This window comes from Streptomyces sp. NPDC042102, assembly GCF_055582305.1.
Genome location: NZ_JBVJDL010000001.1, coordinates 217,388 through 231,877, shown reverse-complemented (window position 1 = coordinate 231,877; position 14,490 = coordinate 217,388). Strand labels below are relative to the sequence as shown.

Sequence of the window (14,490 nt, the reverse complement as noted above, 5' to 3'; positions counted from 1 at the left end):
CCGCCCCCTTGACAGGCTTGGCGTCCGGCAGCGGCGTATTCGGCGGAACCCATACCTTGGGCGGCTTTTCCGCCGCCTCGACCAGGGGAAGACCCAGGCCAGAGAAGAGAATCGCGAGTGCGGCCGTGATCGCGACCCGAGCTCGCGCCCGTTTCGAGCGCACGACTGGTCTACCCCGACGAGACAACTGAATCCCCCCACAGGAAACAGGAACACGAAATTCCGGACCGGCTCGGCCCAGATCGAACGCACTGTAAAGAACGAGCGTTCGAGTCGTATAGCGAATTACCAAAACGCTGATACATGATCCATGTCACTCACGGGACAATGCGGCGAGTCGTGGAGCAAAAAGGGCGTGCGCGCCCAGTAGGCCGTTGACAGATTTGCAGAACGGAAGGGAAAACTCGGACGGCACCCTCACCACCGACACGGCGCCCGTGCCGCAACGGGTCCGGACGGCGGCCGGGACCTGGCAGCCGGTCGACACCACCCTGCGCGCGGGCGCCGACGGCACCGTCGCACCGACCGCCGTGCCCTCCAAGGTCAGCTTCTCCGGCGGCGGTTCGGGCCCCATGGCCACGACCACCACGGCCGACGGCAAGAAGCTGGCCGTCAAGGCACCGTTCACGCTGCCCAGGCCCGAACTCAACGGCGACAGCGCCCTGTACAAGTCGGTGCTGCCGGACGTGGACCTCGAACTGACCGCCACGGCCCTCGGTGGCTGGCGGCAGGTCCTCGTCGTCCGTACCCCGCAGGCTGCCGCGAACCCGGCTCTCAAGAAGATCCAGCTGGGCATCGAGGCCGACGGACTGACCGTCTCGGCGGACGGCGCGGGCAACCTCAAGGCCACCGACGGCCAGGGTCGGACCCGCTTCTCCTCCCCGACCTCGATGATGTGGGATTCGGCCACCGACGGGGCGAAGGCGGGTGCGAAGAGCGCCGGTTCACGCGCTCTCGCGTCGGGCTCCGGCGAGGGCGGGGGCGAGGCGCCGCCGGTCTCCAGCACGGACGGCCCCGGCGGCGGCGCCACCGTCCGCCCGATCGGTACGACCGTGGACGCCAAGGGCATCCAGCTCGTCCCGGACGCCAAGCTCCTGACGGAGGGCACCGGCCCCTGGTACATCGACCCGGGCATGAACCCGTCCGCGGACAGCACCACCCAGGCCTGGTCCCAGGTCCAGGAGGCCTACCCCGACACCAACGAGTTCAACGGCACAGCCAACGGCCAGGACCGGCCGGCCACGGGCTACTGCGGCTACAACATCGGCAACCCGCCGTGCACCGGCATCGGCCGTACCCGCGCGTACTTCCAGGTCGGGGTCAACTCCGCGATCCACGGCGCCGAGGTCCTGAACGCCCGGCTGTACGCCACGGTCGTCTCCTCCTCCAGCCCCTCCACCAGTACGCCTCTCGGCCTCTACCACACGCCCGGGATCGGCAACCCGACCAGCTGGAACCGGCAGCCCTGCGGCACCGGCTCCGTCATGGGCGGCTGCGCCAAGATCGGCGGCATCTGGATGTCGGGGTCCGGGGAGATCTCCTACGACGTCACCGCCCAGATGAAGGCCGCGGCCAAGGAACGCTGGGGCACCTTCACCTTCGGCCTCGCCCCGGACGACGAGGGCAACAAGTACTACCGGCAGCGGTTCAACAACACCCCGCACGTGGTCGTCACGTACGACATCACGCCCACCGTGTGGTGGCCGCGCGCCTCACCGACCCCCGGTTTCGCCGGCACCGGTTCCTACGCGGACTGCCGTACGCCGGGCACCGCCAATGCCTTGGACAACCCGGGCTGGGTCGGCGCCAACAGCAACATCACGCTGACCACCAACACCTGGTCCCCCACCAAGCGGCAGCTCCAGACCACCTTCCAGATCTGGGACGACGACACCAACGGCGAGTCCAGGTACGTGCCGACCGGCTGGCTCGGTGACTACGGTCCGGCCGGCGTCGACGTCGGCCCGCTGACCGACGGCCACCAGTACGGCTGGCAGGCCCGCACCACCGACGACACCCTCACCAGTACCCCGACCGAATGGTGCTTCTTCCGCGTCGACCGCACCCCGCCCACCGCCTCGGTCGGCTCCACCGACTTCCCGGCCTCCGGCAGCATCGGCGCCCACCCCAAGCGCGCGGGCGAGGAAGGCGTCTTCACCCTCACCGGCACCGACCCGGCCCCGCCCGCCGGTGGCCGCAGCTCCGGCCTGGCCTGCGCCCGCTGGACGACCGACGCCATCCAGGCGGCGGCCACCAACTGGAAGTGCACCGACACCACCCCGGGCATCGTCAAGCTGGTCGACGGCAAGGCCACCATCAAGGTCACCCCGCCGCGCTGGGGCACCAACTACGTCCACCTGCAGACCCAGGACAACGCGGGCAACCTCTCCCAGCCGGTTGCGTACAGCTACTACGCGCCGTCGAACCCGAACAGCCCCGCCCCGATCTACGGCGACGTCACCGGGGACCGCAAGGCGGACGTGCTGCTCCCCGACTCGGTTGGAAACCTCCGGCAGTTCAACGGCGGCACGGATCCGGCCGCCGCACCCCATGCGCGCAGCCGTCCGTCACCGAGCGGCAACGGCTGGAGCAGCACCCAGATCACGCACCGGGGCAGCCCGGGGTACAAGAACGTGGACGACCTCTTCGCCCACGAGCCGAACCAGCGCGACCTGTACCTCTACACCAACGACGGTGACGGCGGCAGGTTCGACGGACAGGCGCCCCTCACACCGGTCACCACCGGGCGAGCGACAGCCCCGCCCCCGTCGGCCCGCTCGTCGCCGGCCGCTACAAGGTCAGCGGAGAGCCCGACTTCTTCGGTGAGGGGTTCCGGGGCGGCATCAGCAACCTCGCCGTCTACCCGTACGCCGCTCCCCCGGCCGCCCCCGGGGCCGCCGGGAAGATCACGCTGACCGCGGCGAGCGCCCACTGCGCCGACCTCGACGGCGGCACGGCCACCGACGGCAACAGGATCCAGATCGCGCCCTGCAACCAGGACGCCTCCGCCCAGAACTTCGAAGTCCGGGCCGACGGCACCCTCCGCATCCAGAACATGTGCCTGACCACCCAGAACGCCGGCACCGGCAACGCGACGCCCGTCCTGCTCATGACCTGCCAGGGCACCCCCGCCCAGCAATTCCAGCCCCGCGCCGACGGCAGCATCCACCACGCCGCCTCCGGCCGCTGTCTGGACCTGGGCGCCATGAACACCACCCCCGGCACTCCCCTGTGGATCTGGGACTGCAACCGCAGCGACGCGCAGCGCTGGACCGTGCCCGTTCTCGGCACCGCGCCGCTGCCCGTGCCCGCGCCCTGAACCGTTCCCGCAGCCGACAGGCGGCCGTCTCCCGCCCGTCCGGGCGGGAGGCGGCCGCCGGCGTTGTCGGCGACGGTCAGTCCAGGACCGCCAGGCCGTCCAGTTCGACCAGGGCCTCCTCGTCCCAGAGGCGGACCGCGCCGATCACCGCCATCGCCGGGTAGTCGCGGCCCGCCAGGCGGCGCCAGGTGCGGCCCAGGGCCGGGGCGTGGGTGCGGTACGCCGCGACGTCCGTCGTGTAGACGGTGACGCGGGCCAGGTCGGCGGGGGTGCCGCCGGCGGCGGCGAGGGCGGTGAGGAGGTTGGTCAGGGCCACCTCGAACTGGTCGGGCAGGGTGGTGCCGACCACCTTGCCCGCGCCGTCCAGGGCGGTCTGCCCGGCCAGCAGCACCAGGCGGGAGCCGGTCGCGGTGACGGCGTGGGAGAAGCCGGTGGGCGGGGAGAGTTCGGGCGGGTTGACGCGTTCCAGGCTCATCGGGCCGCCTCCTGCCGGTAGAGCTCCTTGGCGATGATCGTGCGCTGCACCTCGCTCGCCCCCTCGTAGATGCGCGGGGCCCGTACTTCCCGGTACAGGTGTTCCAGCAGGTGGCCACGGACCAGCGCGCGGGCGCCGTGCAGCTGCACGGCGTGGTCCACGACGTACTGCGCCGTCTCGGTGGCCAGCAGTTTCGCCATCGCCACCCGCCGGGGTACGTCCGGGGCGCCGCCGTCGTACGCGCTGGCCGCCGCGTAGACCAGCAGCCGGGCGGCCTCGACCCGGGTGGCCATCTCGGCGACCCGGTGCCCGACCGACTGGAGGTCGGCGAGGGTGCCGCCGAACGCGGTGCGGGCCGCGGTGTGGGCGAGCGTGGCGTCCAGGGCGGCCTGTGCCATGCCGACGGCGAAGGCGCCGACGCTGGGACGGAAGAGGTTGAGGGTGTCCATGGCGACGCGGAAGCCGCGGCCCGGCTCGCCCAGCAGGTCGTCCGCGTCGACCCGTACGCCGTCGAAGGCGAGCGCGCCGATCGGGTGCGGGGAGAGCATGTCCAGCGGGCGGCCGGTCAGTCCGGCGCGGTCGGCGGGCACCAGGAAGGCGGTGACGCCGCGCGCACCCGGCGCCTCACCCGTTCGGGCGAACACGCTGTAGAAATCCGCCTCGGGGGCGTTGGAGATCCAGCACTTCTCACCGGTCAGCCGCCAGCCGCCCGCGTCCGGCTCGGCCCGCAGGGCGAGGGCGGCCGCGTCCGAGCCGGCGTCCGGCTCGCTCAGCGCGAAGGCCGCCACGGCCCGTCCGGCGCGCACCGGCCCCAGCCAGCGCTCGCGCTGCGGCGCGCTGCCGGAACGCAGGACGGGGTACGCGCCCAGGCCCTGGAGCGCGAGCGCCGTCTCGGCCTCGGTGCAGGCGTGCGCGAGGGACTCGCGCAGCAGGCACAGCTCCAGCGCGCCGGAGGTGAACAGCCGTTCCAACAGGCCCAGTTCGCCCAGCGCGGCGAGCAGGGGGCGGTTGACGCGGCCCGGTTCGCCCTTGTCGGCCAGCGGCCGCAGCCGTTCGGCCGCCAGGGTCCGCAGCTCCGCGCACCAGCGGGCTTGTTCCGGTTCGAGCGTGAAACCGGGCATCCGTCTGCCTCATTTCTCGTCTCTCGTCGCCAGTCCGACCGCGTCCGACGGCGTCCGACCGCTCCCGACCGCGTCCGTCCCGGTGAGTTCTATCGCGTCTGGTTGACTCCCGTCACCATCACGATACGCTCGTCGCGTACCCGCACGGCCTGCTCCACCTCATCGAAGACTTCTTTGAAGGACCGTTGCGCAAGGGGGCGATCCCGCCTTGGAGCTCAAGCCTTCCGCCCACGCCGACACGTTCGCGCGCGACCACCTGCCACCCGCGCAGACGTGGCCGCGGCTGCTGTTCGAACTGCCCGAACTGGCCTATCCGGACCGGCTGAACTGCGGCGCCGAACTGCTCGACGCCACCATCGCCCGGTACGGCCCCGACCGCCCCGCCTTCCGGGACGCCGCCGGCGAGGTCTGGTCGTACGGCGAGCTGCGCGACCGCGTGGACCGGCTCGCCCACGTCCTGACGTCCGAGCTCGGCGTGGTCCCCGGCAACCGGGTGCTGCTGCGCGGCCCCACCAGCCCCTGGCTGGCCGCGTGCTGGCTGGCGGTGATGAAGGCGGGCGGGGTGGCCGTCACCGTGCTGGCGCAGGCGCGCGCCCAGGAGCTGGCGACGGTGTGCGCGATGGCCGAGGCCCGTCACGCGCTGTGCCACGCGAGCGTGCTGGACGACCTGGTCAAGGCCGAGGTGCCGGGGCTGGCCGTCACCGCGTACGGCGGCCGGACCGGCGACGACCTGCTGCGCCGCGCGCGGCGGGCGCCCGCCGGCCCGTACGAGGCGGTCGCCACCTCCGCCGACGACGTCGCGCTGATCGCCTTCACCTCGGGCACCACCGGCCGCCCCAAGGGCTGCATGCACTTCCACCGCGACGTCCTCGCCGTCGCCGACACCTTCTCGCGGCAGGTGCTGCGCCCCACCCCCGACGACGTCTTCGCGGGCAGCCCGCCGCTCGGCTTCACGTTCGGCCTCGGCGGCCTGGTGGTCTTCCCGCTGCGCGCGGGCGCCTCGGCGCTGCTGCTGGAGCAGGCGGGGCCGAAACAGCTGCTGCCCGCCGTGGCGCGGCACCGGGTCACGGTGCTGTTCACGGCGCCGACCGCCTACCGGGCGATGCTCGACGACCTGAGCGGGAGCGGCGCCGAGGTGTCCTCGCTGCGCCGGTGCGTCTCGGCCGGCGAGAACCTGCCCGCCGCCACCTGGCAGGCCTGGCACGAACGCACCGGCCTGCGGATCATCAACGGCATCGGCGCCACCGAGCTGCTGCACATCTTCATCTCCGCCGCCGACGGCGACATCCGCCCGGGCACCACCGGCCGGGTCGTGCCCGGCTGGCAGGCCCGGGTCGTGGACCACTCCGGCCGGCCGGTGGCCGACAACGAACCGGGGCTGCTGGCGGTGCGCGGTCCGGTGGGCTGCCGCTATCTGACCGACCCCCGTCAGGGTGAGTACGTCCGCGACGGCTGGAACCTGACCGGGGACACCTACGTCCGCGACCCGGAGGGCTACTTCCGCTACGTCGCCCGCGCCGACGACATGATCATCTCGGCGGGCTACAACATCGCGGGACCCGAGGTCGAGGAAGCGCTGCTGCGCCACCCGGACGTGCTGGAGGCGGCGGTGGTGGGCCGCCCGGACGAGCGACGCGGCCAGATCGTCGTGGCGTACACCGTCACCCGTGACGGTGCGGTGGTCACGGAGGACGCGCTGCGCACGTTCATGCGGGCCGAGCTGGCCCCCCACAAGTGTCCCCGCTCCTTCGTCTTCGTCCCCGCCCTCCCCCGGACCGCGACGGGGAAGCTGCAGCGGTTCCGGCTGCGCGATCTAGAGTGATGACGTGGCCGAGCAGCACACCCCGCGATCCCTGATCGTCACCTTCTACGGCGCCTACGGCCGGGCCTTCCCCGGCCCGGTCCCGGTGTCCGCCCTCGTCCGCCTGCTGGGCGCGGCGGGCGTCGACGCGCCCTCCGTCCGCTCGTCGGTCTCCCGGCTCAAGCGGCGCGGCTTCCTGCTGCCCGCCCGGGCCGCGGACGGCTCGGCGGCGTACGACCTGTCGGCGGAGGCCCACCAACTGCTGGAGGACGGGGACCGGCGCGTGTACGCGCCGCCCGGCCGGCCGGCGGACGAATGGCTGATGGCGGTGTTCTCGGTCCCGGAGCAGGAGCGGCACAAGCGCCACCTGCTGCGCTCCCGGCTGGCCCGGCTGGGCTTCGGCACGGCGGCGCCGGGCGTGTGGATCGCACCGGCCCGGCTGTACGACGAGACCCGCCATACTCTGGACCGGCTCCAGCTGACCGGCTACGTCGAGCTGTTCCGCGGCCACCACCTGGGCTTCGCGCCGACCGCCGAGGCGGTGGCCCGGTGGTGGGACCTGACGTCACTGGCCAAACAGCACGAGGAGTTCCTCGACCAGCACGAGCCGGTGCTGCGGCGGTGGCAGCGGCCCGACCGCGCGGCGGCGGGTCCGGCGGGTCCCACGGATTTGGCCGGTCCGACCGGTCCGACGGGGCCGGCCGTCGAGGGTGGTGCCGGGCCGGCCCCGGAGGTGGCGGAGGCCGCCTACCGGGACTACCTGCTCGCCCTGGACAGCTGGCGCCACCTGCCGTACGCCGACCCGGGCCTGCCCCGCGAGCTGCTCCCGTCCGACTGGCCGGGCGACCGCGCGGCGGCGGTCTTCGGCGAACTCCACGCCCGCCTGCGGGACCTGGGCGCCCGCTTCGTGGAGGCGGGCGAGGAGCCGTAGCCCGGGCGGTGGCCGCCCGGCGCGCACCTTTCGGGCGGTGGCCGCCCGGCCGCGCACCAGCCGGGCGGGTGCCGTCAGCCTCGGCCCGTCGGCGGCTTGCGCCGGCCCGCCCGGTACGGGGCCGGCCACGGGGCGCCCGGGCCCTCGTACTCCTGGTCGGCCGCCGCGTGCAGGGTCCAGTGGGGGTCGTAGAGATGGGGGCGGGCCAGGGCGCACAGGTCGGCACGGCCCGCCAGCAGCAGGGAGTTGACGTCGTCCCAGGAGGAGATGGCGCCGACCGCGATCACGGGCACGCCGAGGGCGTTGCGGATCCGGTCGGCGTACGGCGTCTGGTACGAGCGGCCGTACTCGGGGGCTTCGTCGGAGACGACCTGGCCGGTGGAGACGTCGATGGCGTCGGCACCGTGGGCGGCGAAGGCGGCCGCGACGGCGACCGCGTCGGCCTGCGAGGTGCCGCCGGGCGCCCAGTCGGTCGCCGAGATGCGCACCGTCATGGGGCGGTCGGCGGGCCAGACCTCGCGGACGGCGTCGAAGACCTCGAGCGGGAAGCGGAGCCGGCCGGCCAGGCTGCCGCCGTAGCCGTCATCACGCCGGTTGGTCAGCGGGGAGAGGAAGCCGGACAGCAGGTAGCCGTGCGCGCAGTGCAGTTCGAGCAGGTCGAACCCGGCGCGGGCGGCGCGGACGGCGGCCGACGTGAACGCCTGGCGGATCTGGTTCAGGTCCGTGCCGGTCAGCTCGCGCGGGAGCTGGGAGACGCCCGGCCGGTAGGGCAGCGGCGAGGCGGCGACCAGGGGCCAGTTCCCGTCCTCCAGGGGTTCGTCCATGCCCTCCCACATGCGACGGGTGGAGCCCTTGCGGCCGGAGTGGCCCAGCTGGACGCCCAGGGCGGTGCCGGGTGCCGAGGTGTGCACGAAGTCGGCGACGCGGGCCCAGGCGTCTCCTTGCGCGTCGGTCCACAGGCCCGCGCAGCCCGGGGTGATGCGGCCCTCGGGCGAGACGCAGACCATCTCGGTCATCACCAGGCCGGCCCCGCCCAGGGCCCGCGCCCCCAGGTGGACGAGGTGGAAGTCGCCCGGCATGCCGTCCTCGGCGCTGTACATGTCCATCGGGGAGACCACGACCCGGTTGCGCAGGGTCAGTCCGCGCAGGCGCAGCGGCGTGAACATGGGCGGGGTGTGCTCGTCGGGGCAGCCGAAGTCCGCCTCGACGGTACGGGTGAAGCGGGCGTCGCGCAGCCGCAGGTTGCCGTGGGTGACCCGGCGGCTGCGGGTGAGGAGGTTGAAGGCGAACTGCCGGGGGGCCTGGTCGACGTACCCGGCGAGTTCCTCGAACCAGCGCATGCTGGCGGCCGCGGCGCGCTGGGTGGAGGCGACCGCCGGGCGGCGGGCCTCCTCGTACGCGCGCAGCGCCGCCGGAACGTCCGGCTCCGCCGCCACGGCCTCGGCCAGGGCGAGCGCGTCCTCGACGGCGAGCTTGGTGCCCGAGCCGATGGAGAAGTGAGCGGTGTGTGCCGCGTCACCGAGCAGCACCACATTGCCGTGGGACCAGTGGGTGGTGACCACCGTACGGAACGCCGTCCAGGCCGAGCGGTTCCCGGTCAGGGGGCGCCCGCGCAGCGCGTCGCTGAAGATCTTGGCGCAGCGGGCCGCGGATTCGCTCTCGTCGCACAGGTCGAAGCCCGCCTCCCGCCAGACCTCCTCGTGCATCTCGACGATGACGGTCGAGGCGTCCGCGGCGTAGGGGTAGCCGTGCAGCTGCATGACGCCGTGCTCGGTCTCGGCGATCTCGAAGCGGAAGGAGTCGAAGGCGAAGTCGGCGGAGAGCCAGATGTAGCGGCAGCGCCCCGTGGTCAGCCGGGGCCCGAAGTCGAGCGCGCCGTCGGTGCGGATCGCGCTGTGCACCCCGTCGGCCGCCACCACCAGGTCGTACGCCGCCGCGAGGGCGGCGGGCTCCGGGGCGGGCGTGCGGAAGCGCAGCCGTACGCCGAGCTCCGCGCAGCGCGCGTGCAGGATCTCCAGCAGGCGCCGGCGGCCGAGGGCGGCGAAGCCGTGGCCCCCGGAGGTCAGGGTCCGGCCGCGGTGGACGATGTCGATGTCGTCCCAGCGCACGAACTCCGCCCGCAGGTCGGCGTAGACCTGGGCGTCGGCACGTTCGATGCCGCCGAGGGTCTCGTCGGAGAGCACCACGCCGAAGCCGAAGGTGTCGTCGGGGGCGTTGCGCTCCCACACCTGCACCGTGTGGCCCTGGCGTGCGAGCAGGGCGGCCGCGTAGAGCCCGCCGGGACCGCCGCCGACGACGGCGACCCGCAGCGGCGCCGGCCGCGCGCCGCCTTCCGCACCCGCCGCGTCCACCAGGTCCACGGCGTCCACGGCGTCCGAGGGGCTCATCGCGCCGACCGCGCCGTCCGCGTCCACGGCGCTACCTGCCCCGCCACCGCGGCGGCCGCTTCGCCGTGAAGGCCGCGTGGAACTCGGCGTAGTCCTCGCCGTTCATCAGCAGGGCCTGGGTGTTGGCGTCCAGTTCCACCGAGGCGGCCAGCGGCATGTCCAGCTCGGCGGTCAGCAGCGCCTTGGTCTGCGCGTAGGCCAGGGCCGGCCCGGCGGCCAGGTGCTCGGCCAGTTCGGTCGCGCGCGCGTGCGCCTTGCCCTCCTCGGTGAGCTCGGAAAGCAGCCCGATCCGCTCGGCCTCGGGGGCCCGCACCGGCTCGCCCAGCATGAGCAGCCGGGTGGCGTGGCCGAGGCCGACGACGCGCGGGAGCAGGTAGGCGGCCCCCATGTCGCCGCCGGAGAGGCCGACGCGGGTGAAGAGGAAGGCGAACCGGGCGGTGGGGTCGGCGACGCGGAAGTCGGCGGCGAGCGCGAGGACCGCGCCGGCGCCGGCGGCGACCCCGTGCACGGCGGCGACCACCGGGAAGGGGCATTCCCGGATCGCGCGCACGACCTGGCCGGTCATCCGGTTGAAGTCGAGGAGCTGGGCGGTGTCCATGGACAGGGTGGCGCCGATGATCTCGTCCACGTCGCCGCCGGAGCAGAAGCCGCGGCCCTCGCCCCCGAGGACCAGGGCGCGGACAGATCGGTCGCGGGACAGTTCGGAGAGCAGGTCGCGCAGGTCGGCGTAGGCGCCGAAGGTGAGCGCGTTCAGCTTCTCGGGGCGGTCGAGGGTGACGGTGGCCACGCCGTCCTGCCGGGTCACCCGGAGGTGGCGCCACCGTTCGGTGCTGCTTGCGGAACCAAGGAAGGGGCTCACCTCTCGACCGTATCACTGAGATGTGACTGTCGTCATGGATACGCGATACGACGCCACGCGCGGCGCGGGTCCGCCGGCGCCGGGGTACCCCACGGCACCGCGCGCCCCCTCCGTGTGGTTGAATCCCGGATCTCCACGGGATCCGCCCGGAACCCGCACGCATGCCACCCCTCGTCCCTGCCCCTCCCCGCCGGAACGGACGGACCCCGCCATGCACGACGCCGCCGCCTGGCACCTCGCGCTGCCCCGCAGCACGGCCGCGGTTCCGCTCGCCCGCGCCCTGGTCCGCACCGCGCTGGCCCAGGTCGGGACCCCGGCCTGCCCCGACACGGCGGAGCTGCTGACGGCGGAGCTGGTCGCCAACGCCGTGGAACACACCCGCGGCGACGCCCCCATCGAGCTGGTCGTGGAGCTGCTGGCGGACGGCTGCCAGGTCGAAGTGCACGACTCCAGCACGGAGCCCCCCGGTGACCTCGACCGGCGCCGCGCCGGGGACGCACACCCCGACCCCTGGCAGGAGCACGGGCGCGGGCTGCTGCTGATCCGCGCCCTGAGCTCGGCCTGCGGGCACCGCCCCACCGCGCGGGGCAAGGCGGTCTGGTTCACCCTCCCGGCCCGGCCGGCCGCGGCCGTATGAGGCGTTGCCGGAAGCGGCGTATGACCGCGTATGGCGGCATACGCCGCGTATGACTATGCGCCGGGTCCGGCCAGCGTCGCGACGAGCACGGCCTTGATGGTGTGCAGCCGGTTCTCGGCCTCGTCGAAGACCACCGAGTGCGCGGACTCGAACACCTCGTCCGTCACCTCCAGCGACTCCAGCCCGTGCCGCTCGTAGATCTCCCGCCCGACCTTCGTGCCCAGGTCGTGGAAGGCCGGCAGGCAGTGCAGGAACTTCACCTCCGGGTTCCCGGTCGCCCGCAGCACGTCCATGGTCACGGCGTACGGCGCGAGCGCCTCGATCCGCTCGTCCCAGACCTCCTTCGGCTCCCCCATGGACACCCACACGTCGGTGGCGACGAAGTCGGCCCCGTCGACCCCCTGCGCGACGTCCTCGGTCAGGGTGATGCGGGCGCCGCTCCCCCGCGCGAGCTCCCGGGCCCGCTCGACGACCGGTTCGGCCGGCCAGTAGGCGCGCGGCGCCACGATCGTCACGTCCATGCCCAGCAGCGCACCGGTGACCAGGTAGGAGTTGCCCATGTTGAAGCGGGCGTCGCCGAGGTAGGCGAAGGCGATCCGCTCCACCGGCTTGGCGCAGTGCTCGGTCATGGTGAGCACGTCGGCGAGCATCTGGGTGGGGTGCCAGTCGTCGGTCAGCCCGTTGAAGACGGGCACCCCGGAGTGCGCGGCGAGCTGCTCGACGGTGTCCTGGCTGTCGCCGCGGTACTCGATGCCGTCGAACATCCGGCCCAGCACGCGGGCGGTGTCCTTGACCGACTCCTTGTGGCCCATCTGGGAGCCGGCGGGGTCGAGGTAGGTGGTGCGGGCGCCCTGGTCGGCCGCGGCGACCTCGAACGCGCACCGGGTGCGCGTCGAGGTCTTCTCGAAGATCAGCGCGATGTTCCGGCCCTGGAGGCGGCACCGCTCGGCACCGGCCCGCTTGGCCGCCTTCAGCTCGGCGGCCAGCTCGATCAGGCCGCGGAACTCGGCGGCGGTGAAGTCGAGCTCCTTGAGGAAACTGCGGCCGACGAGGTCGGTGGCCATGGGGGCGCTCCAGGGTCGCGCGGACGGGGATACTGGAAGTCTATACGATGCTCTGCATTGATATACAAGCGGTTCATGCCGCGTCCCGTTCGACCGGGCAGCTCATGCACCGCGGCCCGCCCCGGCCCCGCCCCAGCTCGCTGCCCGGGATCTCGATCACCTCGATCCCCTCCTTGCGCAGGTGGGTGTTGGTGGTGACGTTCCGCTCGTACGCCACGACCACCCCGGGCTCCACCGCCAGCACGTTGCAGCCGTCGTCCCACTGCTCGCGCTCCGCCGAGTGCACGTCCTGCGTGGCGGTCAGGACCCGGATCGAGTCCAGGCCCAGCGCCGCCGCGATCGCGCGGTGCATGTGCTCCGGCGCGTGATCGGTGACGTTCAGCTCCCGCTCGTCGTCGCCCGGCTCGATGGTGTACGAGGGGAGCATGCCGAGCCCGGCGTACTGGGTGAACGTATCTTCCGCGACCATCGTCATCACCGTGTCCAGGTGCATGAACGCCCGCCGCTTGGGCATGTCGAGCGCCACGATGGTGCGCGCCGAACCGGCTGCGAACAGGCCGCGCGCCAGCATCTCGACGGCCTGCGGGGTGGTCCGCTCGCTCATCCCGATGAGCACCGCCCCGTTGCCGATGACCAGGACGTCCCCGCCCTCGATCGTCGAGGGGTAGTCGGCCTGGCCCTGCGACCAGTAGTGGAAGGCGCCGGAGGCGGTGAAGAGCGGGTGGTGCTTGTAGATCGCCTCGAAGTGGACGGTCTCGCGCTGCCGGGCGGGCCAGCGCATCGCGTTGATGGACACCCCGTCGTAGATCCAGGCGGAGGTGTCCCGGGTGAAGAGGTGGTTGGGCAGCGGCCCGAGGAGGAAGCCGTCCAGTTCCAGCGCGTGGAAGCGGACGGAGACGGGCTCGGAGTGCCGCTCCAGGAACTCCCGCTTGGTCATCCCGCCGACCAGCGCCTCGGCCAGCTCCGCCGCGGGCAGCCCGTCGAAGACGGTCCGCAGGTGGTCGGTGGCGAGCGGACCGTACTCCTTCTCGTCGAACACCCGGTCCAGGACGAGGCGTCTGGCCTCCGGGATGTCGAGGGCCTCGCGCAGCAGATCGCCGAAGAGGTGGACCGCGACGCCCCGGTCGCGCAGGACGTCGGCGAAGCCGTCGTGTTCCTGGCGGGCCCGGCGCACCCACAGCACGTCGTCGAAGAGCAGTGCGTCCTTGTTGCTCGGCGTGAGCCGCTTCAGCTCCAGGTCGGGTCGGTGGAGGATGACGCGGCGCAGCCGCCCGGTCTCGGAATCGACATGGAAACCCATGCCTACACGTTCGCAGACCGGACGGCTCTTTGACGTGCCGTCGCCTCAGCGCAGGCCGAGGAGGGCCGTCGGCGTGCCCTTCAGCGAGGGGGTGAGGATGCCGAGCTTGGGGTCCACCACGTCCGGCAGCCCGAAGTTGCCGGCGTTCGGCATGGTGAGCGGGGAGCCCACGATCGCGCCCGGTCCGCGCGCGAGCAGCGTGGTGGACGGCGCCTCCACGGAGCCCTCGCCGTCCGTGGCCGGGTCGCCCAGCAGGTTGGGCACCGGCGAGGTGACCAGGGTGCGGCCCAGCTCGCCGCCGACCGGGACCGCGGGGAGCAGCGGCGTGGGCAGCATGTCGCCCTTGTGGAACGTGGGCGCCTCGGGCGCGCCCACCACCGGGAGCGGTACGGCGGTGCCCACCCGCGGGGTGTCCACGCCCAGCGAGCTCTTGACGGCGTCCAGGGGAACCTCCACCGGGACCGCGTCGGCGACGGCCGGGGCCGCCGCCCCCGCCGCGGCCATACAGGTCATGAGGGCCGCAATGCTTCCGCGCGCGGTCATCTTCATATCTGACGTTCCGTCCTTCCAGGGGTCGCATACACTCCGCTGCCCTG

At 73.2% G+C, this 14,490-nt stretch carries 12 protein-coding genes; 5 read left to right on the top strand and 7 right to left on the bottom strand.

Annotation, left to right across the window (positions count from 1 at the left end; genetic code table 11):
* Nucleotides 1-437: 437 nt before the first annotated feature.
* The gene (locus ACZ6KO_RS00940) at nt 438-2,915 is read left to right on the top strand and encodes a hypothetical protein (protein WP_469298354.1); all 2,478 of its coding nucleotides are present in this window, start codon (nt 438-440) and stop codon (nt 2,913-2,915) included.
* Complete coding sequence (locus ACZ6KO_RS00935) at nt 2,843-3,319, top strand: ricin-type beta-trefoil lectin domain protein (RefSeq protein WP_469301433.1); 477 nt, start codon at nt 2,843-2,845, stop codon at nt 3,317-3,319. Before ACZ6KO_RS00940 ends, ACZ6KO_RS00935 begins: the two co-directional genes overlap by 73 nt.
* Before the next feature lie 76 nt (nt 3,320-3,395).
* Here the strand turns inward: ACZ6KO_RS00935 and ACZ6KO_RS00930 are convergent, their stop codons facing one another.
* Entirely contained in the window at nt 3,396-3,794 is a 399-nt protein-coding gene (locus ACZ6KO_RS00930; protein WP_401455419.1) for a RidA family protein, read from the bottom strand.
* Entirely contained in the window at nt 3,791-4,915 is a 1,125-nt protein-coding gene (locus ACZ6KO_RS00925; RefSeq protein ID WP_469298351.1) for an acyl-CoA dehydrogenase family protein, read from the bottom strand. Before ACZ6KO_RS00925 ends, ACZ6KO_RS00930 begins: the two co-directional genes overlap by 4 nt.
* Before the next feature lie 208 nt (nt 4,916-5,123).
* Here ACZ6KO_RS00925 and ACZ6KO_RS00920 point away from each other — a divergent pair, with 208 nt between their 5' ends.
* Nucleotides 5,124-6,737: an AMP-binding protein gene (locus ACZ6KO_RS00920; RefSeq protein WP_469298349.1), complete on the top strand. Its 1,614-nt coding sequence runs from the start codon at nt 5,124-5,126 to the stop codon at nt 6,735-6,737.
* A 4-nt stretch (nt 6,738-6,741) separates the two neighbouring features.
* Nucleotides 6,742-7,647, top strand: coding sequence for a PaaX family transcriptional regulator (locus tag ACZ6KO_RS00915; protein WP_469298347.1), 906 nt, complete (start codon nt 6,742-6,744; stop codon nt 7,645-7,647).
* A gap of 74 nt (nt 7,648-7,721) precedes the next feature.
* Here ACZ6KO_RS00915 and ACZ6KO_RS00910 read toward each other — a convergent pair whose 3' ends face one another.
* Nucleotides 7,722-10,034, bottom strand: coding sequence for a bifunctional salicylyl-CoA 5-hydroxylase/oxidoreductase (locus ACZ6KO_RS00910; protein ID WP_469301431.1), 2,313 nt, complete (start codon nt 10,032-10,034; stop codon nt 7,722-7,724).
* A 31-nt stretch (nt 10,035-10,065) separates the two neighbouring features.
* Nucleotides 10,066-10,893 (bottom strand): enoyl-CoA hydratase family protein, encoded by an 828-nt coding sequence (locus ACZ6KO_RS00905; RefSeq protein ID WP_469298346.1) that lies wholly within the window; start codon nt 10,891-10,893, stop codon nt 10,066-10,068.
* Between the two features lie 211 nt (nt 10,894-11,104).
* Here ACZ6KO_RS00905 and ACZ6KO_RS00900 point away from each other — a divergent pair, with 211 nt between their 5' ends.
* Entirely contained in the window at nt 11,105-11,530 is a 426-nt protein-coding gene (locus ACZ6KO_RS00900) for an ATP-binding protein (RefSeq protein WP_469298344.1), read from the top strand.
* Between the two features lie 53 nt (nt 11,531-11,583).
* Here the strand turns inward: ACZ6KO_RS00900 and argF are convergent, their stop codons facing one another.
* The 3 genes from argF to ACZ6KO_RS00885 all read right to left on the bottom strand — a co-directional run bounded on the left by argF (nt 11,584) and on the right by ACZ6KO_RS00885 (nt 14,407).
* Complete coding sequence (gene argF, locus ACZ6KO_RS00895; RefSeq protein ID WP_469298342.1) at nt 11,584-12,594, bottom strand: ornithine carbamoyltransferase; 1,011 nt, start codon at nt 12,592-12,594, stop codon at nt 11,584-11,586.
* 73 nt (nt 12,595-12,667) lie between these two features.
* Complete coding sequence (locus ACZ6KO_RS00890) at nt 12,668-13,894, bottom strand: arginine deiminase (RefSeq protein WP_469298339.1); 1,227 nt, start codon at nt 13,892-13,894, stop codon at nt 12,668-12,670.
* A 45-nt stretch (nt 13,895-13,939) separates the two neighbouring features.
* Nucleotides 13,940-14,407 carry a hypothetical protein gene (locus tag ACZ6KO_RS00885; RefSeq protein ID WP_469298337.1) on the bottom strand — a complete coding sequence of 156 codons (468 nt, stop codon included), beginning with the start codon at nt 14,405-14,407 and terminating at the stop codon, nt 13,940-13,942.
* Nucleotides 14,408-14,490 lie beyond the last annotated feature (83 nt).